This window comes from Streptomyces sp. NPDC026394, assembly GCF_055567735.1.
The window spans coordinates 57,091-80,590 of record NZ_JBVHPX010000024.1; the positions used below are offsets into that span (position 1 = coordinate 57,091).

A 23,500-nucleotide genomic window follows, 5' to 3' on the forward strand; every position below is an offset into this window, starting at 1 on the left:
CGGTGGTCCCCGCACGCGCGGGGCTGCCTCCTCCCCACGCGAGCTCCAGGCGGGTCAGGCGTCGCCGGGCTTTTCGGGCGGCGGTGATGTGGCGAGAAGGCGGATTTCTTCGGCTATGAGGGCTGGGTCGGTGAGGGGGACGTAGTGGCCTGAGTTGAGGGCTATCACGTGTTTGCCGTGGGGGGACTTGGCTGCGGAGGCGGCGTGCGAGGCGTTGGCGGCGTGGCGGGTGGACTGGTTCATGCCGTTGCCGGGGAGTGCTCCGGAGATGAGGGTGATGGGGACGTCGCCCAGTGCGGGTGGGGTGTTGCGGAACGTGGCGAGTTCGTCGAGGAAGGTGCGGGCCTGGGCGCGGTGGGTCTTGACCAGACCTACGGAGAACCCGTCCCGTTTCATGTCGAGGCGCGCTTCCTCGGGCAGTGGTGCGGCCGCCGAACGGTAGACGACGCCGAGGAGTCGCAGCCGGGCCAGCAGGAGGTTGACCGCGATGGCAGCGCGCTCCGCTCTTCGGAAGAGTGGGCTGAAGAGTATGTCCGCGCCCTCGTCGGACGGGTCCACGAGCACCAGGCCGCGAATCCGGTCCAGGCGATCGGCTGCGGCGAGGCGTACCAGCGGGCCGCCCGCGCTGTGGCCGACGAGTACGTACGGGCCGGGGCCGAAATGGTCGAGCAGGTCCGTCAGGTCGTCCGCCATGCGGCGCATCGTGCGGGAGGTCGGGTCGGCGGGGCTGCGGCCGAGGCCGGCACGGTCATAGACGATGGCCCGCGTCCAGGTGCCCACGGCGGGCTGCACCAGGGCCCAGGAGGAGCGGGTCGCGGCGGCGCCCGCTTCGAAGACGACGGTGGGGAGGGAGGCGGCGCCGAGTCCGGATTCGTGTGGGCCTGGTAGTACCAAGGCGTGCAGCTTGCGGCCGTCGCGTGTGGGCACCCATTCCGTGTGGCCCTGAATGTGTGGTGCGCTGTTGCTGGTTGAGGGCATGGGCGGTTCATCTCCCGTCGCATGGGCACGCGGAGAGGTTAGGGTAGCCTAAGTAGGCCGGGGCGGGGCGGAGCGAGGCCGCCGGTCGGTTCGGGGGCGGGCTGTGCCCCTGGGAGGGCTTTGGAGGTCAGGCCCGTTATGCGGCCGGTCGTCGATACGACGATGTCGAGACGCATCGGCGTCATGACGCCGTGGTCGTAATGGCGGTAGCTGAGCAGGCGAGCGTCCGGATCGTTCCTCACGCGCTGGAACCGGGCGTCGGCGCCGGCTGTTTCCGTGGGGAACCAGGTGCGGGCGAATCGTTCCGCCGACTTTCGCAGCTCCGCGTCGAGGAGAGGGAGGGACGGGGAGGGATCGCCTGCTTCGCGCTGGTGACTGACTGCGCTGAGTTCTACGAGCCTGCGGTCCGGCCACGTGGCCACGACGATTCCGCGGTCGGCCTCGGCACGCAGGAACCAGCGCTGCTGTCCGTTCCGCGGTTTGCGCACCTCCATTTCGGTGTTGGTCTGTTCTCCCAGCAGTTCGGTGACGGTGCCGGCGAACCACTCCCGCATGGCCTCGGGGTTGCCGAGCTCAGCGCCGAGTTGGGCTCTCGAACGGTAGATCGTCGCCTCGAAGTCCTCGATGGTGAGGGTGGCGGGGAACACCGTCGCGGCGGCGCAGGCGCTCGCGACGACCGCGCCGAGGCCCCACAGCGTGTCCCGCCGGTTGAAGGGTGAGCGGCGTCGGCCGTCGCGTGGGAAGAGGCAGAGACAGAGACAGCCCAGCGTGAGGCCGATGATGCCGCCCAGGGCATTCGCCTTGATGTCGTCGTAACTGCACGCGCGCCCCAGGGGCAACTGCCCTTGGGCGAGTTCTATCCCGCTGGTCAATATCACTGTCCCGGCGAGTACGAGTACCGGGCACCGGAAGAGGAGAACGGCAAGAAAGCACAGCGGGACGAACAGCAGGACGTTCAACTGGGCTGATTCGGAGGCCAGGGAGGAAGCGCCGGGCAGCCCTTGATCGCATGTGCCGGGCGCTTCGCTTTCGAGAGAGCTCGGCATCAAAGTCACGGTGAGTATGCCGACCAGTGCCGTGGTCAACAACACCGGCAGAACGGCGGAACGGCCGCGTAACGTGCTGATGAGGCCGACCGGCACGGCCAGTAAGAAGGCGGTTATGACGAATGCCGGAACGAGGCCGGGCACCGCACCGACCGATGCTTCAATCACCGATGACGTCTTTCGTCGAGACGGGGTGACGGAACATCACCCCATGAGCCCGCACCGGAATCGGTGGGGGACGGACGCGGAGTGACGTTACCGGTCGACGCTTTCGGTGGTGCGGCGAGGGATCATCGAGCCAGGCGTTGGTACAAGGCCATGGGGGTCACATAGCCGGGCCAGCGGCCGTCGTCGAAGAGACGGACTCCGGCGTCCTGGTAACTCTGGTCGACGAGTTGGGAGCAGATCATGTGGCCGGTGGCGGCGACGTAGCGCCGAAGCCCCGGGAAGGGCAGGCGCAGCCGGTGCACGGCGATGGCCAGGAAGTCGAGGAAGCTGTACGGGACACCCTCGTAACCGCGGCCCGCGGCGCATATCGCGTCGCGCCGGGCGTCGGTGAGCCCTTCCGGGTACACGTACAGGACGTCCACGCCGTCGTAGGCCGACAGGGAACGGATGGTCGCGCCGCCGGGTTCGGCTTCGATCAGCATTTCGCCGGGCAGTACGAGGAAGGCGTGCTGGTAATCCCCGAATCCGTTTCCGTTCAGCCACTGGCCGATACGGATCAAGCGGCCCACATTGCCGCTGATTCGGGTGAGACCTATGTCTCCGGGCATGGGCAGGGCATGTTGCATCCGCGGCTCCGAGGCACACAGTGGGGTGGGTTTTCTGTGTGATACCCATTCCGGAGCCGTTGAAAGGAGACGGGGCGGGGGAATGCGTGAACTGGCGTCTGCGGGAGGGCCGGAGACGCTATCGGTACCGCCGGCGCCGGTACGGGTACGGGCATCACCCGTACTGGCACGGGTGCCGACGCTGGAGGCGGTCGGGGGCGCCGCCACAGGGAGCGGTGGCGGAGCGCCGAGGCGGGGGTCGTGGGGGCCGTCGCCGGGGCCGGTTCAGCGCAGTTCGTAGTGCCAGCTGCCGTCGGAGGGTTCGTACCGCATATGCACGCGGGCGACGGCGCGCAGGCGGTCACGGTCCTGCCGGGTGACGGTCACCGCGCCGCCCGCCTTGTCGAGCACGTACTTCAGCGCGGATTCGAGCTCGTCGCGCCTGCGGGCGAGTTGTACGACCTCGGACTGCGCGTGCTGCAACCGCGCTTGCAACAGCACGATCTGCTGCTCGGGGGATTCGTCGTCATGCGCCATGGCACCGGCGTCCTCGGGATCGGACGGGCACGGACGGGTACAGACCGGCACGGACGGACACGGATCGGCGGGCGAGGCGGGAGAGGCGCCTCGCCCGGACCTTCCGCGTGCCGGCAGGCACACCCGGTGGGATGCCGGATGTGCCCGCCATCAAGGCGCTGGGGCAATCAGTCCTGCTCCAGGTCCCCGAATCGGGCCGCCGAGTTCCAGTTGCCGCTGCCCCAGTTGTGCGAGGCGTGGCTCGGCGCGTTGGTGTACTTGCTGATGTTGACGAGGTCGTCGTCGTGACCGTGGGCCTGGGCCGCAACGGCGCCGGCGGCGGACAGGCCCACCACCGCGAGACCGACGAAAAGCGGACGCATGACAGAACGCATACCAACATCCTCCTTTGAGGCGTGCTGAGAGTGACTGACGCTTCGATTCAACCCTCGGCGTTCGGTCATATGAAAGGAGAAACGCGCCTTTTCTCCCGATTTACCCGGTTGGGCTAAGAGGGAAGGGAGGCGAAGAGGAGGGTGCGGAGGGGCGGGTGGGTCGGGGTGCCGGTGGTTGCGGAAAGGGTGCCGGTGGTCGGCAGGGGCGCCAGGGGCCGTCGGGGGCTACGGCGGGTGCCGGAAAGGGGCGGGAGTGGGGGGCTGTTGGGGTCACCCGTTCGGCGGATGAGTGTGGCGGGACGTGGACAGAGCGTGGGCAGAGGGTGTGGGTCTGGACACATATGGCGAATCCCGCGCGCCGGGCACGTAACGGTCAGGGCAGGTCAGCCGCCTGCGTACGGTGCACGTGCCGGTGCCGGCGCAGTGATGCGGCGGGCGGAGGTACTTCGGGGAGGGGACGTTGTCAGTGGCCGCCCCTAGCATGTACGGCATGTCCCCAACTCCTCCCCCCTGCACGGGCGCGCCCGTTGCCGCGGCCGACGCGAACGAGGCGATCCGGCGGTTCGTGCGTGCCCGCCGCGGCCGGTCGTGGACGGCTGAGGACCGTGCGGAGTATGCGCGGCTGCTGGAGATATGGACGCTCGCGGCCCGCGGGGCTGTCGCCGAGGCCGCCGTCTGAGCCGACGGCGACCGCGAGAACGAGGGCCGCGGGCGAGGGCCGAGTACGGCGGGGCGCAGAGCCGCGTCGGCGTGTGGTCGGAAACCGTTGGCGGTGCGGGGCGTACCGCTGCTTGGATGCGGGCGTGAACGCTGCCGAGATGGACGAGAACCGCCACGCCGACCTGCTGCTGGAGCAGTTGCTCGGCCGGATCGAGGAGTACTACGACGCCGTTCCGCGCAGTGGCGCCCACGCTGAGGACTTCGGGGCACTGACCCTCTTCGTACGCGACGGCCGGGGCTGGCCGTACTACGCGCGGCCCGCACTCGGGCGGACGGGGGACGCGGTGAGCACCGCCGAAGTGGAGCGGGTCCGGGACCGGCAGCGGGAGCTGGGCGTGCCGGAGACCTTCGAGTGGGTGGCCGAGAACTCGCCGCACCTGCGCGCCGCGGTGGAGGAATCGGGGCTGGTGGTGCACGAGCACCCGCTGCTCGCCCTGGACCTGAGCCGGAGGCGGGCAGCGGAGGGCGGAGGGTCGGGCGGGGCCGGAGAGGCGGTGTGCGTCCGGGTGATCGAGGACGGTGACCCGGCACTGCCGTACGCCGTCGCCGTACCGTACGTCGCCTTCGGACAGCGCGACACCCAGGTGGGCCCTGCGGGCCCTCGCGAGCTGGCGGAGGCGGCCAGGCTGCTCGTCGAGGACCGGGCCGTGGAAGCCGTGGCGGAGCGCATACGGGACGGGTACACCGCGGTGGCGGTGGCGGAGGAGGACGGGGTCGCCCTGTCTGCCGGCCAGCATCAGCCGGTCGGCGCGGTCAGTGAGATCGTCGGCGTGGGGACACTTCCCAGCGCCCGTCGCCGTGGCCTGGGCCTCGCGGTGACCGCCGCGCTGGTGGCCGACGCCCGTGAGCGGGGCGTCCGTACGGTGTTCCTGTCGGCGAACAACGACGACGTGGCACGGATCTACGAGCGGCTCGGTTTCCGGCGGATCGCCACCGCACTGATCGCGGAGCCTGCGGAGGCCCCGGAAACCCTGGAAGTTGTGGAAAGCGTGGAGCCCGCGGAGTAGCCGATAGCGCAGGTGAGGGAAAATGGGGCGTGAAGGAGCGGAGGGGCGCGTGCTCTGACGCCCGTGCGCCCACCGGGAACGGCATCGGGACCGGGACCAAGGCCAGACAGAGGCCCGGGCCGGGTCCGGGGCCAGCACCAGGGCCAGGGCCGGACCGGGACCGGGACCGTGAGTGAGGTTGTTGTGGACGTGCCCTTGCCCGGCTTCGGCGGTTCGGAGCGAGTACGGTCCCGGCCCGCGCCGGGTGCGGTGCACGTGCCCGGCTGGCTGTCCCTGGAGCGGCAGCGGGAGCTGGTCGCCGCCTGCCGCGACTGGGCGCGGGGGCCGGTTCCGCTCCGGCACACCCGGCTGCCGCGCGGCGGCGTGATGTCCGTACAGACGGTGTGCCTGGGCTGGCACTGGCAGCCGTACACGTACCGGCGCACCGCCGACGACGTCAACGGCGCCCGCGTCGCCGCGTTCCCGGACTGGCTGGTGGAGCTGGGGCGGGCGGCGCTGGTCGACGCGTACGAGGACACGGCCGCCGGGGACGGCTACACGCCGGACACCGCCCTGATCAACTTCTACGACGGCCGGGCCACGATGGGAATGCACCAGGACAAGGACGAGCGGTCCGGCGCCCCGGTCGTCTCGCTCAGCATCGGCGACACCTGCGTCTTCCGCTTCGGGAACCCCGAGTCCCGCGGCCGCCCCTACACCGACGTCGAGCTGGCCTCCGGCGATCTGTTCGTCTTCGGCGGACCGTCGCGGTTCGCCTACCACGGGGTGACGAAGGTACGTCCGGGGACCGGCGGCCCCACGACGGGGCTGGCGAGCGGGCGCCTCAACATCACGCTCCGGGTCACCGGCCTGGAGTCGGAGTAGGGCGTCCTCCACCGGGCCCCTCGGTCGCTACTGGGCCGTGCCGGCCAGCAGCCAGCGGTCGACCGGCACCTCGAAGAGCACCCGGCCGGACCGGCTCGACGCCGACTGGGGCGTGGCGATCACGTTCCAGTCGTACTTCGCGAGGAAGGCGGCGACGACGTCGGAGGGCACCGCGGCACCGGACGGCACAGTGGCATTGGACGGCGCCGCGGCATCGGACGGCACGGCGGCGTCGGGAGCCGGCGCGGCGTCCGGAGAGGCCGCAGCGCCTGGCGGCACGTGCCATATCCGGGCCCGCCCCTCCGCCACGACCGGGGCCTCGCCGCCCTCCAGGGCCAGCGAGACCCGCGGGTCGTTCTCGATGTTGCGCAGCTTCACCGAAGCGCGTTCCGCGCCGATCCACCACGTGCCGCGTACGAAGACGAACCAGACCGGCGTGACGTGTGGCGAACCGTTCGGGCGGAGCGTGCACAGCCAGACGATCCGCTCGGCGGCCAGGCGGCCGCGGACGGCCGGGGTGAGGTCCTCTGAGCGCTCGGTACCGGCGGTAGGGACGACGGGCCGCGCGTGATCCTGATCGTTCATGTCGGCATTCCAGCAGAGGAGGGAAGGGACGAGGGCGGCGGGACATCATTTCGAGCGCATGTTTGATTGAGTGCGGTGAATCGGCTGCCACGGCCGGGGCGGGGAGGCACACTGGACACATGTGCCGCAGCATCAAGACGCTCAGGCCCCCAGCCACGCCCGATGTGACCGAGGACGACATACGGGCCGCGGCCCTCCAGTATGTCCGCAAGGTCTCCGGGTTCCGCGCCCCGGCCGCGCACAACCGCGAGGTGTTCGAGCAGGCCGTGGACGCGGTGACGGCCGCGACACACGACCTGCTGGCCGGGCTTCAGATACGGGGGCGCAGCGGCAGCGGGAGCAGCAGCGATGGTGGCGGTTCCGGTCAGGTCCTGGAAGCCTCCGGCAACTCCAGCAGCGCGCGCACGGGCAAGTGATCGCTGGGGAACTGCCCGTCCTCGGAGAACGTGTCGATCACGGCGCGGTGGGTCCGGATCGACGGTGACGTGAGGATCCAGTCGATCCGTTCGCCGTCCCGTACCAGCGGCCGGTAGCCGTGGTAGGTGGCGTACAGGGTGCTGCGCGAATCGGCCGTGTCCCAGCTGTCCACGAGTGAGCCCCGGCGGAGCATCGTGTCGTACACCGGATTGTTGTGGGCGGGGACGTTGAAGTCGCCGGTGACGATGCGCGGAATCGCCGGGTCCAGCGCGCGCAGCCGGTCGGTGATCAGGGTGGCGGAGCGCTCGCGCGAGTACTGGTTGAGGTGGTCGAGGTGGGTGTTGAGGGCGTAGAACTCACCGCCGGTACGCAGGTCCCGGAAGCGCACCCAGGTCGCCATCCGGATGACCGTGTTGCCCCATGTCGCGGAACCGATCAGGTACGGGGTGTCAGAGAGCCAGAAATGGTCGTACTCGACCGGGGTCAGGCGGCGGGTGTCGTAGAAGAGGGTGGCGAACTCGTCGCGGCTGCCGCCTGCCCGGCCTGTGCCCAGCCAGGCGTAGTCGTCGCCGAGATCTTCCGCGATGTCCTGCAGCTGGTGGTAGAGCCCCTCCTGCGTACCGAGCAGGTGCGGTGCGGCCCGGTGCAGCAAGTCCCGCATGACGGGGCGGCGTTCGGGCCAGGAGTTGGGGCGCTGGTCCGAGGCGTACCGGAGATTGAACGTCATGGCGCGCAGCCGCCGGTCGCCTCGGGCGGCGTGCGCGGTGCCGCCTCCGTAGGCCAGCGCCGGCGTACCGACCGCGGTCGCCGCGACGGCGCGCAGTGCCGTACGGCGGCTGAAGGGCTCCACGGCGGCGCGAGCGGCGCCCGCGGGCTCCGACGCCGTGTCCGTCGGGAATTGCGGCACCGCGGCGGAGCAGCCCGTCGATCTCGTCATCGCGTCTCCAGTGGCCGGTGGCCCGCCACGTCTGCGGGCCGGGTCACTGAAGAGTCTCGGAGACCTGGGTGATGCGGAAGTGGACAGGAGGGGGAGGGGGTCGAAACGCGCTACTCGGAACGCGCTGCTCCCCTGGTGTCTGCCGGGGGCCCGGAGCCGGGGCCCGGAACCAGGTGCCGGGTACCTGCCACAGCCGGGCATCGGAGCCGAGCGCCCGTCCGCCCGTCCGCCCGGCCCCGATTGCGGCCCCGATTGCGGCCCCGATTGCGGCCCCGATTGCGGCCCCGATTGCGGCCCCGATTGCGGCCCCGATTGCGAACGCCCCGCGCCGGTCCGCGGTTCCCGGCTCCGAGTGTGCCACCGGCCTCCGGTCAGGCTCCCGCTGCCGGGCCCTGCCAGTCGGCGTACCGGATGCGGGAGATCTCCCGTACGTCGCCGGTCGTCCCCCACTCGTCCTTGCCGAGCCGGGACAGCGGCCGCATCTTCCGGATTTCCGGGTGGCCGTCGGCCATGACCTCTTCCGCCACGGCGGCGTGCACCACCCGGCCGAAGACGACGGTCGAGTCACCGAACCGCAGCGTGCTGTGCAGTTCGCATTCGAAGGCCACCGGCGAGGCGGCGACCCGCGGCGCCTTGACCCGCAGACTCGGTTCGGGAGCCACCCCCACCGCGTCGAACTCGCTCACCCCGTGCGGGAAGTCGGTCGCCGTCTCGTTGATCTGCCCGGCGAGTTCCTCCGGCGCGAAGTTCACCACGAACTGGCCGGTCTCCTCGATGTTGCGGAGGGAGTCCTTCCGTCCGACGGCCGAGAACTGCAGGACGGGTGGCGCGACGCAGGCGATGTTGAAGAAGGAGTGCGGGGCCAGATTGGCCACGCCCTCGCCGGAGATGGTGGACACCCAGGCGATGGGCCGCGGCACCACGGTCGCCGTGAGCAGTCGGTAGAAGCCTTGCCGGTCGTACTGTGCGGGGTCGAAGTCGATACGCATGAAGATCAGTATCCATCCCCGCCGATCTGCGGCCCAGTGCCTCCGCGAGGAAGCCCGGCTACGGGGACGGACGCGGGCGCTCGACACCGCACAGCAGCCGGTGCATCCTCGTGATGCCATCCGAAATCCATGAAACTGCCGGAAAACACTTGAAGCTACCTGATGAATTGCACGCTCTCGAACGACATCACATCCGCATACTCCTCCTTGCGCAGGAAGTGGTCAGCGGTGCCTTGGCATGCTTCATCGCTGGTCCAGGTCTCGACCGTCTTGTTCGTCGCGTTGTACACAGCCCCGTCACTCCGGAGTGCGAAACAAGCATTGCTTCGGGGATTGTGCAACGTCTTCACCCGACCGGCTTCCCGGTAGCGGAAGTATCCTGAGTTCGGACGCGTTCTGAAATTCACGCTGCCGAATGTCGCCCGGGTCTGCTGTCCGGGCTGGAGCTTGCGCAGAATGTTTCCCGAGCAGTTTTTTGAAGCATAGAGTTCCGCCGTTACGTCGGTCGCGTTCCAGACACTTCCCGATGCCTGCACATAGGTGTGGCAGCCGTGGCCCGAGAAGTCTCTGATCGTGTGGGCGGGGCCGGGTTCGGTGTATTCGAAATATCCGGTCGTCGTCGCGGCAGGTGACGCTGTCACCATGGTGAGCAGGAATGACGCGACCACCACCGCGGGAGTGTTCCACCGTCGGTGCGCCACTGCACCGCCTCCATTCTTTTCGGTACGGGCACGGTCTTGTGTGCCCATGAGGCTCGCGCCGCCCCGGCCGGGCCGCGCCGGCCTGCCCGACCACCCGGCATGCGGTGGCAGGGCAGGGCCGACGCGGCGGTGGCCGACGCGGCGGGGTCGGCGGGTGTGGCTAGCGGATGAATTCGGCGCTCTTGAACTCGACGTCCGCGCCGTGCTGCCGCGGCCTCAGGAATTGGGTCGCGGTCCCCTCGCAGTCGTCCCTCGACGCATAGAGGGCGACCGTCTTGTTGGTGCCGTTGTAGGCCCGGCCGTTCCCTTCGATCGTGTGGCAGGTGTTGCTCCGCGGATTGTCGAGCTGTTCCTGCTGGCCCGTCGGAGTGGTGTACAGGAAGAAGCCCGTCGTACTGAGAGCGGGCGTGGTCGCGCCGAGAGCGACCGCCGTCGCGATGCCCAGGCCGGCGAGAATACGGGGAATACGCTTCATTCGAAGTCTCCTACTGCGGGGGGGGTGAACTGCCTGCCGCAGTAATTAAATTGGCGCGGCGGTGGCACCGGCAAGATGCTTGGACGTCACCAAAAGAGCGAGTTTACCGTGAACCCGGTGTTATTTAACTCCGGAGCTACGGGCCCGGGTTGCGCACGCAACGGGAAAGCCGGATTCCGGGAATTCACCGGATTAATCCCTCTGTCTCAATGTGAGACGACAGCAGGCGCAAGCTTCGCACGCGTCCGCACTCATCCGCACGCCCCGTGCCCCGTATCTGCCCCAGCCCCGCACGCCCCCAGCCCTGTTCGCACCCGACCCCCGCCCCTCCGACCCCCGCCCCTCCCCCAAGCGGCAACCTTTCCCTCCTCGGCGGCGACAAGGACATGTGCGGCCCCGGGCAGCAAGCCGGGCCGGCCGCCGCTTCCGTCCCCCACGAGAGGAACAACTGCCGTGCGCAGCAACACCGGTCGCCACCGCAGGACTCGCACTCTGACCCTCGCCACCGCCGTGGCCGTGACCGCCGGCGCGGGAGGTGCCTGGCTCGCGCTCGCCCCCGGTACGGCCGGGGCGGCGCCCCAGGCCGTCGTCGTCTCGACCACCGCGGCCCTCCAGGACGCCGTCGCACATGCCGCGGCAGGCACCACCATTCAGGTGCGCGGCGGTACGTACCACCCGACGAGCAGCCTCAAGAGCTCCGCCGACGGCACGCCCACGGCCCGGATCACCCTCGCCGCGTACGGCGGCGAGAAGGTGCGGATCGACGGTTCGAAGCTGCCCGCCGGGTCTTGGCTGGCCGGGATATCCGGTGACTACTGGACCGTCCGGAACCTCACCTTCCAGAAGTCACCCGCGCACGGCTTCGTCGCCACGTCCTCCACCGGCGGCGTCTTCGAGAACCTGGTGACCGCCGACAACGGCAACTCGGGCTTCACCCTGCGCGGCGAGGGCACCCACGACAACCTCGTACGGAACCTGGACAGTCACGGCAACTACGACCGGGCCACGCACGGCCAGAACGCCGACGGCATCGCCGTGAAGTTCGGTTCGGGCAGCGGCAACCGCATCACGGGGGCGCGACTGTCCGGCAACGCCGACGACGGGCTGGACCTCTGGAAGTTCGCCGGTCCGGTCACCATCGAGCACACCTGGGCCTACGGCAACGGCAAGAATCGCTGGCACGACCCCGCGTTCGAGGGCAACGGCAACGGCTTCAAGCTGGGCGGCGGCGGATCGGTCGCCGCACACACGGTGATCAACAACGCGGCCTGGGACAACACGCTCCACGGCTTCACCGAGAACAGCAACCCCGGCGCCACCACCCTCCGGCGCAACACCGCGTACGCCAACCAGAAGGCGGGGTTCTACTTCGCCACGGGCAAGGCGCGGCTGGCGAAGAACCTGGCCGCCGCCAACGGCGACCGGCCCGCCAAGGTGGGCTCCTCCGCCGTGTCGGCGGGGAACAACTGGGACCGCGGCGTGGCGACGCCCGGGTTCCGGTCCACCGATGCCCGTACCGCGTACGGGCCCCGCCGGGCGGACGGCTCGCTTCCGGTGACCACCTTCCTGACCACCGGGAACGCTCCCATCGGGTCGACCATGAACTGACCGGGACGCCGCCCACCTGCCCGCCCCGCCCCGCGACGTTAGCCGGGTGTTAGCCGTTCATCAGCGCTCGCCCGCAGGGTGGAGCGCACGGGGGACGAGGAAGGCCGTACCGGCCCGCCACCGCGTCGGAGCACGTGTCGCGTTGTGTGTATGGGGCAGGCGGGTGGGTGCATCACCAGCGTTTTCCCCGGAATGCCGGGGAAGAGGGAGTTGATCGAACATGCGTGGTCTGCGTACCGCAGCCGCCGTCGCCGCTGCCGCCGCCCTGGCCGTCGGAGCAAGCGCCGGCGCCGCCTCCGCCGCCGGCACGGGGGCGCCCGGTGCCGGGGCCTGCCAGCCCGGGACGCTGAAGGTCACCACGACGGACGCGGGCGGCAGCCAGGCCGGCATGAACCACGCGGGCACCTACCTGCGGATGGAGAACGTCGGCAAGAGCACCTGCACGATATCCGGCTACCCGGGTCTGGCGCTGGAGGGCGCGGGGCACACGGCGCTCAAGACCACGGCGCGGCACGGCGACACGTACTTCGCCAAGGACCCGGGCGAGCACCCCGTCACGCTGAAGCCGGGCAAGAGCGCGTACGCCGACCTGGTGTGGACGCACACCGGCGCGAACACCGCGCACGCCAAGTACCTGCAGGTTTCGCCGCGGGGCGGCAACGGACACAGTGTGCTCCCGTTCGACCAGGAAGTGGACAACGGCACGCTGTCCGTGACCGCCTGGTCGGCGAAGCTGCCCACCCCCTGAAACAGCATCCCGTAGCGGTACGGAGGCCCGGCGCCCAGAGATGGCGGCGCCGGGCCTCCGGCATGCGGTACGGCGGTGGGATGGCGTACGCCGCGTCAGACGGACCGGCGGACCGGCGGACCGCGTACCCACATACCCGCGGACCGGCAGACCGACGGTCGTCAGAACCTCCTAACGGCCGACCGGCCAACCAGCAGACCCGGCACCCCGGCACCCCGGCACCCCGGCACCCCGGCACCCCGGCACCCCGGCACCCACAACAAGCTGTTCACAAAAGCGGTCCGCAACCGACCAGAAATCGGCGACAAACAACCGCATTTCGGCAAACCCCCTGTGAAATCCTTGTTGAAGACCTGACAAAGGCGGTCGGGTGATGGCACTCTCCTCTCGATTCACTCCTGCACCACCGGGCGGCCCGACAGGGCTGCCCTCCCCCTCATTCGGGCCGCAACCGTACGGCCCGCGCTAGGAGACTGAGTTGAGACGCATGACCTCCACCCCCCGCAAGTACACCCTCCGTGCCGCCGCCCTGGTCGCCTCCGCCGCGATGGTCGCGGTCACCGTCCAGACCGGGTCGGCGACCGCGCAGCCCGACGCCGCGACCGGTGCCTCCGCCGTCGCGCTGTCAGCCCAGCAGCGCGTGACCGCGATCAAGAGCGCGCAGGCCGAAGCCGCCGGCACCGCGCAGAAGATCGGCCTCGGCGGTCAGGAGAAGCTCGTCGCCCGCGATGTCATCAAGGACGCGGACGGCACGGTGCACACGCGCTACGAGCGCACGTACGAGGGCCTGCCGGTCCTCGGCGGGGACCTGGTCGTCCACGAGAAGAAGAACGGCACCCGCACGGTCGACAAGGCGACGCAGGCCAAGATAGCCGTGTCCACCACGGACGCCGCCCAGCCGGCCGCCACCGCCAAGAAGAGCGCGCTGTCCGCCGCCGCCGAGAAGAACACCAAGGCCGAGGCCAAGGACGCGCCGCGCAAGGTGATCTGGGCGGCCTCCGGCAAGCCCGTCCTGGCGTACGAGACCGTGGTGACCGGCGTCCAGAAGGACGGCACGCCCAGCGAGCTGCACGTCATCACCGACGCGAAGACCGGGGCCAAGCTCTTCCAGGACGAGACCATCGAGACCGGTACGGGCACCAGCTCGTACAGCGGCACCGTCCCGCTCACCACCACCAAGAGTGGCAGCACCTACAACCTCACCGACGGCGCCCGGGGCGGCCACAAGACGTACGACCTGCGCCAGGGCACGTCCGGCACCGGCACGCTCTTCACCGACGCGGACGACAAGTGGGGCGGCGGCCGCCAGACCGCGGCCGTGGACGCGCACTACGGCGCGGCGGTCACCTGGGACTTCTACAAGAACGTCCTCGGCCGCAACGGCATCCGCAACGACGGCAAGGGCGCCTACTCCCGCGTCCACTACGGCAACAGCTACGTCAACGCCTTCTGGCAGGACTCCTGCTTCTGCATGACGTACGGCGACGGCCAGAACAACGCCAACCCGCTGACCGCGCTGGACGTGGCGGCCCACGAGATGAGCCACGGCGTCACCGCCGCCACCGCCAAGCTCAACTACAGCGGCGAGTCCGGCGGCCTGAACGAGGCCACGTCCGACATCTTCGGCGCGGCGACCGAGTTCTACGCCAACAACGCGGTCGACAAGGGCGACTACCTCATCGGCGAGAAGATCAACATCAACGGTGACGGCACGCCGCTGCGCTACATGGACAAGCCCTCCAAGGACGGCGCGTCCAAGGACTACTGGTCCTCGTCGCTGGGCGGCATCGACGTGCACTACTCCTCGGGTCCGGCCAACCACTTCTTCTACCTGCTGTCCGAGGGCAGCGGCACGAAGACGATCAACGGCGTGACCTACAACAGCCCGACCTACGACAACTCGAAGGTCACCGGCATCGGCCGCAGCAAGGCCGAGAAGATCTGGTACCGCGCGCTGACCACGTACTTCACCTCCACCACGAAGTACGCGGGCGCCCGCACCGGCACGCTGAAGGCCGCCGCCGACCTGTACGGCGCCACCAGCACCGAGTACAAGACGGTCGCGGCCGCGTGGACCGCGATCAACGTGAAGTGAGCACCGTGAGCATCATCTGACGCCGGTCCCGGCGCGCCCGTCGTCGCCAACGACGCGCCGGACCACCGCACGGCTCCGCCCCGCCGGGACTCCCGGCGGGGCGGAGCGCGTTGCGGCGCCGGAAAGCGTACGGGCTCAGGTCACCGGACCGGAAGGAGAGCCTCGGCCTGCTCGGCCGGCCGTGGGCCGAAGATGCGCCGCTCCGCCTCGCTGATCCGTACGTCGTTGATGGCGGCCTCGCGGCGCCGCATCAGGCCCTCGCCGGTGAACTCCCACAGCTCGTTGCCGTAGCTGCGCCACCACTGGCCGGCGGCGTCGTGGAACTCGTACTGGAACCGCACCGCGATCCGGTCGCCCTCGAAGGACCACAGTTCCTTGCGCAGGGCGTAGTCGAGTTCCCGCGACCACTTCTGGCGGAGGAAGGCGGTGATCTCGGCGCGGCCGGTGAGGAACGTGTCCCGGTTCCGCCAGATCGTGTCCTCTGTATAGGCGAGGGCGACGTGTTCGGGGTCGCGGGTGTTCCAGGCGTCCTCGGCGGCCCGGACCTTCTTGAGCGCGCTCTCCCGGTCGAACGGCGGGAGCGGGGGGCGTGACGTCATCACGGACTCCTTGCAGGGGGAACCACACGGAGAACGGTCGTTCTCCGCGCTGTCCGCTACTCTAGAGAACGATCGTTCTCGGCGACAGGGGGAGTCCCTCGTGCACCAGGAAGAAGCCCGGGTACGGCTGCTCGACGCCGCCGAGGAGCTGTTCTACGCCCGAGGCATCCAGGCCGTGGGCATGGACGAGATCCGCGCCGCGTCCGGTGTGTCCCTGAAGCGGCTGTACCAGGCCTTCCCCTCCAAGCACGAGCTGGTGGAGTCCTACCTGCGGCACCGCGACGAGCGCTGGCGCGCGGCCCTGGCCGGCCACGTGAAGGAGCACGCCGCCACGCCCGAGGACGCGCCCGCGGCCGTCTTCGACTGGCTGCACGCCTGGTTCACCACGCCGGGCTTCCGGGGCTGCGCCTTCATCAACGCCTTCGGCGAGCTGGGCGCCGTCTCCGACGGTGTGGCCCGCGCCGCGCGCGACCACAAGGACGCCGTGCACGCGTACGTCTCCGGCCTCGTCCGGGAACTGCCGGCCGACGATCCGGCCGCGCTGGCCGAGCAGTTGGCGCTGCTGATCGACGGCGCGATCACGACGGCCACGATCAGCGGCACCCCGGATGCGGCCCTGCGCGCCCGCGATGCCGCCGTGACGCTGGTGAGGGCGGCGACGTCGGCCGGGACGGGAATGCGCGCCTGCGATCCCGAGGCCCTGAGCTTCGGTCCCTGAGACTTCGAGTCGCCGAGTCCGTCGAGCACCAACACAGGAATGCATGTTCGACCGGAGCGGCCAGGGGGACGTCGGCTCGACGCATCGGCGCGATTCCGGGCACCACGCAGGGCCCCGACTCCACATCCGGCGAACCCGCCCCGGGAGCTGGTGGGCCTCATGACCGGACCGGGACAGCAGCTCGTCGAGGGCGAGGTCGAGGTCGAGGTCGCCGACACGCCGCCGGAAGGCTCTGCGGCGGAACTCCGCACCCACCTCAGGACCAGCCTGCTCGGCCGAGGCACCGGGGCCCGGGCAGGTACGGAAACACCTATGAGCCTTCGTGACGCAATCGCCGGATTGCCGCAACGGAGGGGAGCCAACATCATTCGACGTAGGGTTTCCCCCCGGCTCGCGCCCCCATGACCACCGACTGGAACCACTGTGCACCTCCCCCGCTCCCGGCCGTTCCCCGGGCAGACACGGGCCCGGCGCGGCACGCACCGGTGGCGCCGCCTGCCTTCCTGGACGGCGACGCTGCGCTGGAAGGCCGCGCTGTTCATCATGGTGATGTGCTGCTTCCTGGCCGCGGTCCTCGGCGTACTGGTCCACGTCCTGGTCAGCCGGCAGAGCGAGGAGCAGGCCCGGAACGCGGCCCTGGACCGGCTGGACTCGGTGGTCGAGACGTACGTCGCCGGGGAACCGCTCAGCCGTGACGCGGGCCTCGACCCGCCCGGCCTGCCGCCCGCGCTGCGCGACATGGCGCGGCGGGGCGAGCGCGGTACTCAGCTCGGCGAGCGCGACGGCCGCCCGACGATGTGGGCGGTGACCCCCGCCGACGGCAAGGCGCTGGCCGTCGGCCAGGACTACAGCCAGCGGGCGGCGGTCATCAGCGGGCTGGACCAGGCCATCATCGGGTCGTCGGCCGTCGCCATCACCCTGACGCTCGTCGTGGGCATCTACGCCACCAGGAGCGTCACCCGGCGTCTGCACCGCACCGCGCAGGTGGCGCGCCGGATCAGCGACGGCGACCTCGACGCGCGGGTGGACGACCCCCGCGCACGGTGCCCGGGGTACGCGCGGGACGAGACCGCCGCCGTGGCCGCCGCGCTGGACGCGATGGCCGCGAGCCTCCAGAGCAAGCTGCACAGCGAGCAGCGGTTCACCGCCGATGTCGCCCATGAGCTGCGCACCCCGCTCACCGGTCTGCACGCGGCCGCCGAGCTGCTGCCCGCCGGGCGGCCCACCGAGATGGTGCAGGAGCGGGTCCAGGCCATGCGGCGGCTGACCGAGGACCTGCTGGAGATCTCCCGGCTGGACGCGGAGGTGGAGCGCGCCGATCTCGACGTGCACCGGCTCGGACCGCTGACCGAGCGCGCGGTACGGGCCACCGGGCGCACGGCGGAGGTCCGGGTGGTACGGGACTGCCGGGTGGAGACCGACCAGCGGCGGCTGGAGCGCGTCCTGGGCAATCTCGTCGCCAACGCGCACAAGCACGGCCGTCCGCCGGTGGTCGTGACCGTCGACGGGCCGGTCGTCACGGTGCGCGACCACGGGGACGGCTACCCCGACGAGCTGCTGGCCGAAGGCCCGCAGCGCTTCCGCACCCGGCCCGGGAAGGGCCGGAAGGGCGGCGGGCACGGCCTCGGACTGACGATCGCCGTCGGGCAGGCACGCGTCCTCGGTACGACCCTGCGCTTCTCCAACGCGCCCGACGGCGGCGCCGTCGCCGAACTCACCGTCCGCCTGCCGGAGGCGGAAGCGAAGGCCGCGGACGATCAGCGCGGGCACGCACCGGCGCCTCCGGAGCCGGGCGGCCCTCAGGTCCCCCGGGAGCGCTGAGGTCGCCGGGGCGCCGAGGACACCGGCCGCACGGGGAACGGCTCATCTCAACAGCTCGTGTACAGCGCCCCCTTGGCGTAACACCCCGGTACGCTGGGCTCCTGTCCGACGCCGGTACGGAGCCCCGGCGAGGGGCCCACCCAGGGGGCGATGTGAAGCACCTCGGACCGATCACCGGCCAGGAGCGGCTGCGCGACCGTGCGGCGCACGCCCTGCGCGTCGCGCTGATCGCCGGCGAACTGCGCCCCGGCACCGTGCACTCCGCCCCGGCACTCGCCGCCGGGTTCGGCATCTCGGCGACGCCCGTACGGGAAGCGATGCTCGACCTGGCGCGTGAGGGGCTGGTCGAGCCGGTGCGCAACAAGGGGTTCCGGGTCACCGAGGTGAGCGAGCGGGATCTCGACCAGTTCGCGGAGATCCGGGCCCTGATCGAGGTGCCGACGGTGGGCCGGGTGGTCCGGCTGGCCGTCCGCGAACAACTGGCCGCACTGCGTCCGCTCGCCGAGGAGATCGTCCGAGCCGCGCGCGACCACGACCTCATCGGCTATCTGGAAGCCGATCGCCGCTTCCACCTGGGCTTCCTGGCCCTCTCGGGCAACGCGCGGCTCGTGGAGACCGTCGGCGACCTGCGCAAACGCTCCCGGCTGTACGGGCTGACCGGCCTCGACGAACGCGGTGAGCTGCTGCCCTCGGCACAGGAGCACCTGGAACTGCTGGACCTGGCGCTGGCGGGCGACGCCGCGGGGGCGGAGGCGTGCATGGCGCGCCACCTGGGGCACGTGAGGTCGCTGTGGGCACGGCCCGGGGACGAGTCCGCCGAGCGGCGGGCCGCGCGGGGCGGCCGGAGGACGGTCCGTACGACTCGGGCCCGTACGGTTTCGGGGCCCTGAAAGCGGCAGAGGGCGAGGCCTGCCCCCCCGGGGAAGCAGGCCGGGAGCGTCGCACATCGGAGGCGTCGCGCATCGGAAGCGTTGAGCAGCCGAGGACCGAAAGGCGTATCCGACGGGTTGTCAGTGCAATGTCACATTACTAGGTTACGGGGCGCACAGCGGCCCGTCGTGGCGTCAACTCCCGCCTTACATACGCCAGTTCGCCGGTCGCGCGTGCGCGTACGTGCCGTACACGCCTCTACACAGGAGCAGCCGGTGTTTCCGTTACGCACTGTGCGCAAGGGCCTGCTCAGCGCCGTCCTGTCGGTAGGCCTCGCCCTCCCCGCAGCCCAGGCCGCCGCCCAAGACGCGGCACCCGCCCGGCCGTCGGCCGCCACGACGGCCGCCTCCCCGACAGCAGCCGGCCCGGCAACGGCCTCCTCCCACGGGACGGCCGGCAACGGCACCGACCGGGCCGACCGGTTCGCCGACGCCCCCGATCCGGCGGCACGGGACCTGCCGCCCGGCAACGGCCGCGTCCCCCGGGGCCGTACCCCCGGCGACCTGGCGCGGGACACGTCCGACGCGCCCCACCGCCCGAGCACCGAGGCCCCCTGCACCCTGGACGCGCTGACCCGCCTCGCCCCGGACGCCCTCACGGACTTCCTCACCGACCCGGCCGTCACCGTCGAGGGCTGTCTGCGCGGCCTGATCTGGACCTGGGACGCGCGGCTGGCCCCCGTGATGTCGCGGGCGCACGTACAAGCCGTTTCCCGCCGGATCAGCGCGCTCGCGCCGGGCCATGACGCGACGGACGCCACCCACCTCCACGAGCTGTTCACCTACCTGCACGCCGTCGTCTACCACGACTTCTCGCGCGGCGAGATCGACGTGACGGACGCGCCCACGGTCGGGGCGATGCGGGCGGCCGTCGCCGCGTACGGGGGCGCGGCCCGCACCTTCGAGCCCACCCGGCACAACGCCGAGACGCTACGGGAAGCCCTCACCGCGGCGAGCGCGCCCGGGCTGCGCCAGCACCAGCTTCCGCTGGTGATGAAGGTTCTCGGCACCATGGGGCCCGGCAAGCCGACCGCCGCGGACCCGGTGTGGGGCGGTGCCGCCCTCGCCGCCCTCACCGTCAACTACCTCGGCGTGTACCCCGGAAACAACGACACCGCCTTCCGGGCGGCCGTCACCGCCGACGCCGCGTACCGCGCCGCATTCCGCGCCTTCTGCGGGCACACACACCTGAAGGGGACGGTGAACGCCTGGGCGGTGCGCGACGCCCTGGGCGAGTACGGCCGCTTCGGGCAGATCGATTCCCTCAAGCCCGCCGTTGTCAGCGACCTCGGCGCACTGCTGACCGTCGCGGAGAACAACTTCGGCCGGCTCAGCGCCCCGTGGGCCGGTGTGGCGGGCTGGCTGAACTACTACGGCGTCTGCGCACGGTACGGCGTCTGCCTCCCGCAGATCGAGAACGAGATCTTCCCGCACACGTACACCTACGACCGTGGCACCCTCGAAGTCCGTACCGCACTCGACCGGACCACCGTCGACCAGCTCTACTACGCGAGCAAGAAGGTCAGGTCCCAGTTCTTCCGGGTGCTCGGCGCGGACACGCCGCTGGCCGGTGACAGCAACGCCACGCTGCACGTCCACCTGTACGCGTCCCGTGCCGAGTACGAGATCATGCACCCGCTGCTGACCGGCATGGGCACCGACAACGGCGGCGTCTACATCGAGAACGGGGCGACTTTCTACACGTACCAGCGGCGCGTGCCGCAGGAATCCACCCTCACCCTCGAAGAGCTGTTCCGGCACGAGTACACCCACTACCTCAACGGCCGCTGGGCCGTTCCCGGCAGCTTCGGTGACGCGCCCTGGTACACCGGCGACCTCACCACGGCCATGGACGAGGGCACCGCCGAGTTCTTCGCCGGGGGCACCCGCGACGACGGGGTGCGGGTGCGCAAATCGCTGGTCGAGGGCGTCATCGCGGACACGGCGGGCGGCGGCCCGCGGATGAGCGTCGACCGGCTGCTGCACGCCACGTACGCCGGCGACGGCTTCCGCTTCTACCACTACGCCGGCACCTTCTTCGCGTTCCTGTGGCAGCAGCGCCCGTCACTGATCCGGGAGATGTACGGCTACCAGCGCGCCGACGACCCGAAGGGATTCGACGCCTGGCGGAGCAGGATGGGCGCGGACGGCGCGCTCCAGCGGGCGTACGACGCGTTCCTCGACGCGCGGATCGCCGAGGTCGGCGACCTGTACGTGCCCCGCACCACCTTCCACCCGGTCGCCTCGCTGCGCTTCGCCGAGGCGTCCGAGGTCCGGGCCGCCTTCGCCACCGCCACCTCCGTCACACCCGCCTGCACGGGCAGCGGGGAGACGGGCGGCCGGGCCCGCTTCACCTGCACCGGTCGGATCACCGCCAACCTCTCCGACGCCCGGAACCCCGACCGGGTCTTCGCCGACATGTCGGAGACCGTCGACTACTTCCTGCTGGACCGGGCCGGTGCCGTGGCCGACAACCTCGCCGACATGGACTGCTCCTTCGGGGCCGTGGACGTCTGGTCCGACGGCCGCTCCGGGAGCGCGTCCTTCACGTGCGAGGGCCCGCTGCGCAGCTGACCGGCGGGCGGCGGGGCGCGATGCCGTGGAGCGCGCCCCGTCTCACGCCCCCGATCAGGGGGCGTTTCGAACAACAGCACGTAGATTTCACACAGCCGTAATCTCCCTCTCTACCGGCAGGCGTGCCACCGAGGTTGCCGCCGGCCCCCTCCCCTCCCGACCGGGCATTTCGGACACCCGAGGCCCGGTCGCGCGTGGTGACGTGCGTCCGCGCCGCGTCGGAACGGCAGAATCCGCAGGGGCACGCATCCGACGGCGCACACCGCGCCCGGGCGGCGTGCGCCGTCGGTAGGGACGTCAGGGAGGAAGTTCGGTGTCGGAACGTCAGGTGACGGGTGAGGTCGACGAGGCCGGTGCGCCCGTGGTGGCGCAGGAGCGCCGATTGCGCCGCGACCTGGGGTTCTGGGGGCTCACCGCGATCGGGTTCTCGAACATCGTGGGGTCCGGCTGGCTGTTCGCCGCCCTGTACGCGGCCCAGACGGCGGGCCCCGCGTCCCTGCTGTCCTGGATCGGCGCGGGCCTGCTGTGCGGCCTGGTCGCCCTGGTCATGATCGAACTGGGCGCGTCGCGGCCCGAGGGCGGCGGCACGGTCCGCTGGCCGCTGTTCGCCAGCGGCCGGCTGGTCGGCACCCTGGTGGGCTGGTCGGTGCTGCTCTCGGTGGGCGGCACCGCGGCCGAGATCAGCGCGATCATGCAGTACGCCGCGCACTACGTGCCCGGTCTCTACAGCGGCCACACCCTGACCCTGACCGGCGTGGGCGTCGCCGCCGCGCTCAGCGTGGTCCTGACGGCGCTGAACTGGTACGCGGTACGGATGTTCGCGCGGCTGAACAACCTGGTCTCGGTGTTCAAGATCGCGGTGCCGGTGGTCACCGTGATCGCGCTCATCGCCTCCGGCTGGCACGACGGGCGCCTGACCGACCACGGCGGCTTCGCGCCGTACGGCTACGCCGCCTGCCTGACCGCGCTGGCCGGCGGCGGCATCGTCTACTCGGTCAACGGCTTCCAGGCGCCGCTGGACTTCTCCGGCGAGGCCCGTAACCCGCGCAAGACCATCCCCGCCGCCGTCCTCACCGGCATCGCCCTGGCCGTCGCCATGTACCTGGCCCTCCAGGTGGCGTTCCTGTTCACCGTCCCCGAGAGCGTGCTCGGCGGCGGCTGGAAGGGTGTCTCCTTCGAGTCCCCGTTCGGGCAACTGGCGTTGATCCTCAACCTGCACTGGCTGTCCAGCCTGCTGTACGCGGACGCGGTGGTCTCCCCCGGCGGCTCGGCGTACGTGGGCGTGGCCATCAACGCCCGGCACACCTACGCGCTCGCCAAGAACCGCACGATCCCGCGGTTCTTCATGAAGGTCGACGAGCGGTTCGGGGTGCCGCGCCGGGCACTGGCGATCAACCTCGCGGTGATCGTGATCTTCCTGCTGCCGTTCGGCGGCTGGCAGGACATCGTGAGCGTCATGGGCAACATGTACCTGCTGATCTACGGCGCCTCCGCGGTCGCCGCCGCCGTGTTCCTCGCCGACCCGGGGAGCAGCACGACCGGCTGGGTGCCGGGCCTGCGCTGGATCGCGCCCGTCAGCTTCGTGGTGGCCAGCGAGTTCGTGTACTGGTCGGGCTGGCACACCCTGCGCCTGGCCCTGCCGCTGGTCCTCGCCGGACTGCTGATCTTCCTGGCCATGCGGCGTTCCGGGAACGGCCCGGCGGACGCCGTCGGCGACCGGGACGACGCCGGGCGGCGACTGCCGCTGCTCGCCGAACTGCGCACCGGCGCCTGGCTGGTGACGTACCTGGCGGTGCTGACCGTGCTGTCGTGGCTGGGCAGCTTCGGGGGCTCCACCCGGCTGCCGGCTCCCTACGACTCGCTGGTGGTGGCGGCCTTCGCACTCGCGGTCTTCTTCTGGGCCGTACGATCCGGCGTCCGGCATCTGACGGAGTCGCGTACCGACGCCGCGTGACCGACAGCGGATCGGCCGCGGGCCGACGGCGGACCGGACGCGGGACGGCGG

General features: G+C 70.8%; 23 protein-coding genes. 12 read left to right on the top strand and 11 right to left on the bottom strand.

From position 1 onward, the window contains the following. Positions 1-54 precede the first annotated feature (54 nt). The 5 genes from ACZ4QV_RS35530 to ACZ4QV_RS35550 form a co-directional block, all read right to left on the bottom strand. Positions 55-927 (bottom strand): alpha/beta hydrolase, encoded by an 873-nt coding sequence (locus ACZ4QV_RS35530; RefSeq protein ID WP_361589694.1) that lies wholly within the window; start codon positions 925-927, stop codon positions 55-57. Positions 928-1,016: 89 nt separating this feature from the next. After that, entirely contained in the window at positions 1,017-2,192 is a 1,176-nt protein-coding gene (locus ACZ4QV_RS35535) for a VanZ family protein (protein WP_467763995.1), read from the bottom strand. Between the two features lie 122 nt (positions 2,193-2,314). Further along, positions 2,315-2,818: a hypothetical protein gene (locus tag ACZ4QV_RS35540; protein WP_361158388.1), complete on the bottom strand. Its 504-nt coding sequence runs from the start codon at positions 2,816-2,818 to the stop codon at positions 2,315-2,317. Between the two features lie 264 nt (positions 2,819-3,082). Beyond that, positions 3,083-3,334, bottom strand: a complete 252-nt coding sequence (locus ACZ4QV_RS35545; RefSeq protein WP_361158385.1) for a hypothetical protein — start codon at positions 3,332-3,334, stop codon at positions 3,083-3,085. Between the two features lie 167 nt (positions 3,335-3,501). Beyond that, positions 3,502-3,708 (bottom strand): hypothetical protein, encoded by a 207-nt coding sequence (locus ACZ4QV_RS35550; RefSeq protein WP_361158382.1) that lies wholly within the window; start codon positions 3,706-3,708, stop codon positions 3,502-3,504. Positions 3,709-4,198: 490 nt separating this feature from the next. Here ACZ4QV_RS35550 and ACZ4QV_RS35555 point away from each other — a divergent pair, with 490 nt between their 5' ends. The 3 genes from ACZ4QV_RS35555 to ACZ4QV_RS35565 all read left to right on the top strand — a co-directional run bounded on the left by ACZ4QV_RS35555 (position 4,199) and on the right by ACZ4QV_RS35565 (position 6,299). Further along, a complete protein-coding gene (locus ACZ4QV_RS35555; RefSeq protein ID WP_359294810.1) occupies positions 4,199-4,387 on the top strand; it encodes a hypothetical protein in 189 nt (62 codons plus the stop codon). Positions 4,388-4,511: 124 nt separating this feature from the next. Further along, positions 4,512-5,435, top strand: a complete 924-nt coding sequence (locus ACZ4QV_RS35560) for a GNAT family N-acetyltransferase (RefSeq protein WP_361589686.1) — start codon at positions 4,512-4,514, stop codon at positions 5,433-5,435. A 183-nt stretch (positions 5,436-5,618) separates the two neighbouring features. Next, on the top strand, positions 5,619-6,299 hold the full coding sequence (locus ACZ4QV_RS35565; protein ID WP_361589809.1) for an alpha-ketoglutarate-dependent dioxygenase AlkB family protein: 681 nt from the start codon (positions 5,619-5,621) through the stop codon (positions 6,297-6,299). A 27-nt stretch (positions 6,300-6,326) separates the two neighbouring features. Here ACZ4QV_RS35565 and ACZ4QV_RS35570 read toward each other — a convergent pair whose 3' ends face one another. Then, on the bottom strand, positions 6,327-6,884 hold the full coding sequence (locus ACZ4QV_RS35570; RefSeq protein ID WP_361158376.1) for a pyridoxamine 5'-phosphate oxidase family protein: 558 nt from the start codon (positions 6,882-6,884) through the stop codon (positions 6,327-6,329). Positions 6,885-7,003: 119 nt separating this feature from the next. Between ACZ4QV_RS35570 and ACZ4QV_RS35575 the strand changes: the two genes are divergently transcribed. After that, complete coding sequence (locus ACZ4QV_RS35575; RefSeq protein WP_361158373.1) at positions 7,004-7,300, top strand: DUF2277 domain-containing protein; 297 nt, start codon at positions 7,004-7,006, stop codon at positions 7,298-7,300. Here the strand turns inward: ACZ4QV_RS35575 and ACZ4QV_RS35580 are convergent. From ACZ4QV_RS35580 to ACZ4QV_RS35595, 4 genes are all read right to left on the bottom strand, one after another. Continuing rightward, positions 7,249-8,238 carry an endonuclease/exonuclease/phosphatase family protein gene (locus ACZ4QV_RS35580; RefSeq protein ID WP_361589681.1) on the bottom strand — a complete coding sequence of 330 codons (990 nt, stop codon included), beginning with the start codon at positions 8,236-8,238 and terminating at the stop codon, positions 7,249-7,251. The genes ACZ4QV_RS35575 and ACZ4QV_RS35580 overlap by 52 nt on opposite strands. 371 nt (positions 8,239-8,609) lie before the next feature. Then, entirely contained in the window at positions 8,610-9,227 is a 618-nt protein-coding gene (locus ACZ4QV_RS35585; protein WP_361158367.1) for a flavin reductase family protein, read from the bottom strand. 155 nt (positions 9,228-9,382) lie between these two features. Then, the gene (locus ACZ4QV_RS35590) at positions 9,383-9,898 is read right to left on the bottom strand and encodes a hypothetical protein (RefSeq protein ID WP_361589678.1); all 516 of its coding nucleotides are present in this window, start codon (positions 9,896-9,898) and stop codon (positions 9,383-9,385) included. A 190-nt stretch (positions 9,899-10,088) separates the two neighbouring features. Then, entirely contained in the window at positions 10,089-10,403 is a 315-nt protein-coding gene (locus ACZ4QV_RS35595; protein ID WP_361158361.1) for a hypothetical protein, read from the bottom strand. Between the two features lie 453 nt (positions 10,404-10,856). Here ACZ4QV_RS35595 and ACZ4QV_RS35600 point away from each other — a divergent pair, with 453 nt between their 5' ends. From ACZ4QV_RS35600 to ACZ4QV_RS35610, 3 genes are all read left to right on the top strand, one after another. Continuing rightward, positions 10,857-12,011, top strand: a complete 1,155-nt coding sequence (locus tag ACZ4QV_RS35600) for a right-handed parallel beta-helix repeat-containing protein (RefSeq protein WP_361638724.1) — start codon at positions 10,857-10,859, stop codon at positions 12,009-12,011. A gap of 220 nt (positions 12,012-12,231) precedes the next feature. After that, positions 12,232-12,759, top strand: coding sequence for a DUF4232 domain-containing protein (locus ACZ4QV_RS35605; RefSeq protein ID WP_361158356.1), 528 nt, complete (start codon positions 12,232-12,234; stop codon positions 12,757-12,759). A gap of 487 nt (positions 12,760-13,246) precedes the next feature. After that, positions 13,247-14,854, top strand: a complete 1,608-nt coding sequence (locus ACZ4QV_RS35610) for a M4 family metallopeptidase (protein WP_361618509.1) — start codon at positions 13,247-13,249, stop codon at positions 14,852-14,854. A gap of 140 nt (positions 14,855-14,994) precedes the next feature. Here ACZ4QV_RS35610 and ACZ4QV_RS35615 read toward each other — a convergent pair whose 3' ends face one another. Further along, positions 14,995-15,453 (bottom strand): nuclear transport factor 2 family protein, encoded by a 459-nt coding sequence (locus ACZ4QV_RS35615; RefSeq protein WP_361589669.1) that lies wholly within the window; start codon positions 15,451-15,453, stop codon positions 14,995-14,997. A gap of 100 nt (positions 15,454-15,553) precedes the next feature. Here ACZ4QV_RS35615 and ACZ4QV_RS35620 point away from each other — a divergent pair, with 100 nt between their 5' ends. The 5 genes from ACZ4QV_RS35620 to ACZ4QV_RS35640 all read left to right on the top strand — a co-directional run bounded on the left by ACZ4QV_RS35620 (position 15,554) and on the right by ACZ4QV_RS35640 (position 23,449). Further along, on the top strand, positions 15,554-16,171 hold the full coding sequence (locus ACZ4QV_RS35620) for a TetR/AcrR family transcriptional regulator (RefSeq protein WP_361158348.1): 618 nt from the start codon (positions 15,554-15,556) through the stop codon (positions 16,169-16,171). A gap of 543 nt (positions 16,172-16,714) precedes the next feature. Next, on the top strand, positions 16,715-17,992 hold the full coding sequence (locus ACZ4QV_RS35625; protein ID WP_361158562.1) for a HAMP domain-containing sensor histidine kinase: 1,278 nt from the start codon (positions 16,715-16,717) through the stop codon (positions 17,990-17,992). Positions 17,993-18,144: 152 nt separating this feature from the next. Next, complete coding sequence (locus tag ACZ4QV_RS35630; protein ID WP_361589665.1) at positions 18,145-18,882, top strand: GntR family transcriptional regulator; 738 nt, start codon at positions 18,145-18,147, stop codon at positions 18,880-18,882. A 255-nt stretch (positions 18,883-19,137) separates the two neighbouring features. Next, a complete protein-coding gene (locus ACZ4QV_RS35635; protein ID WP_361589662.1) occupies positions 19,138-21,495 on the top strand; it encodes a collagenase in 2,358 nt (785 codons plus the stop codon). A gap of 313 nt (positions 21,496-21,808) precedes the next feature. Continuing rightward, positions 21,809-23,449 (top strand): APC family permease, encoded by a 1,641-nt coding sequence (locus ACZ4QV_RS35640; RefSeq protein WP_467763996.1) that lies wholly within the window; start codon positions 21,809-21,811, stop codon positions 23,447-23,449. Positions 23,450-23,500: the final 51 nt, after the last annotated feature.

What these genes read in the sequence shown, in the direction of transcription:
- ACZ4QV_RS35540 (WP_361158388.1), bottom strand. Translation starts at nt 2,818, where the DNA reads ATGCAACATGCCCTGCCCATGCCCGGAGACATAGGTCTCACCCGAATC.
- ACZ4QV_RS35545 (WP_361158385.1), bottom strand. Translation starts at nt 3,334, where the DNA reads ATGGCGCATGACGACGAATCCCCCGAGCAGCAGATCGTGCTGTTGCAA.
- ACZ4QV_RS35550 (WP_361158382.1), bottom strand. Translation starts at nt 3,708, where the DNA reads ATGCGTTCTGTCATGCGTCCGCTTTTCGTCGGTCTCGCGGTGGTGGGC.
- ACZ4QV_RS35555 (WP_359294810.1), top strand. Translation starts at nt 4,199, where the DNA reads ATGTCCCCAACTCCTCCCCCCTGCACGGGCGCGCCCGTTGCCGCGGCC.
- ACZ4QV_RS35570 (WP_361158376.1), bottom strand. Translation starts at nt 6,884, where the DNA reads ATGAACGATCAGGATCACGCGCGGCCCGTCGTCCCTACCGCCGGTACC.
- ACZ4QV_RS35575 (WP_361158373.1), top strand. Translation starts at nt 7,004, where the DNA reads ATGTGCCGCAGCATCAAGACGCTCAGGCCCCCAGCCACGCCCGATGTG.
- ACZ4QV_RS35580 (WP_361589681.1), bottom strand. Translation starts at nt 8,238, where the DNA reads ATGACGAGATCGACGGGCTGCTCCGCCGCGGTGCCGCAATTCCCGACG.
- ACZ4QV_RS35585 (WP_361158367.1), bottom strand. Translation starts at nt 9,227, where the DNA reads ATGCGTATCGACTTCGACCCCGCACAGTACGACCGGCAAGGCTTCTAC.
- ACZ4QV_RS35595 (WP_361158361.1), bottom strand. Translation starts at nt 10,403, where the DNA reads ATGAAGCGTATTCCCCGTATTCTCGCCGGCCTGGGCATCGCGACGGCG.
- ACZ4QV_RS35605 (WP_361158356.1), top strand. Translation starts at nt 12,232, where the DNA reads ATGCGTGGTCTGCGTACCGCAGCCGCCGTCGCCGCTGCCGCCGCCCTG.
- ACZ4QV_RS35610 (WP_361618509.1), top strand. Translation starts at nt 13,247, where the DNA reads ATGACCTCCACCCCCCGCAAGTACACCCTCCGTGCCGCCGCCCTGGTC.
- ACZ4QV_RS35615 (WP_361589669.1), bottom strand. Translation starts at nt 15,453, where the DNA reads ATGACGTCACGCCCCCCGCTCCCGCCGTTCGACCGGGAGAGCGCGCTC.
- ACZ4QV_RS35625 (WP_361158562.1), top strand. Translation starts at nt 16,715, where the DNA reads ATGGTGATGTGCTGCTTCCTGGCCGCGGTCCTCGGCGTACTGGTCCAC.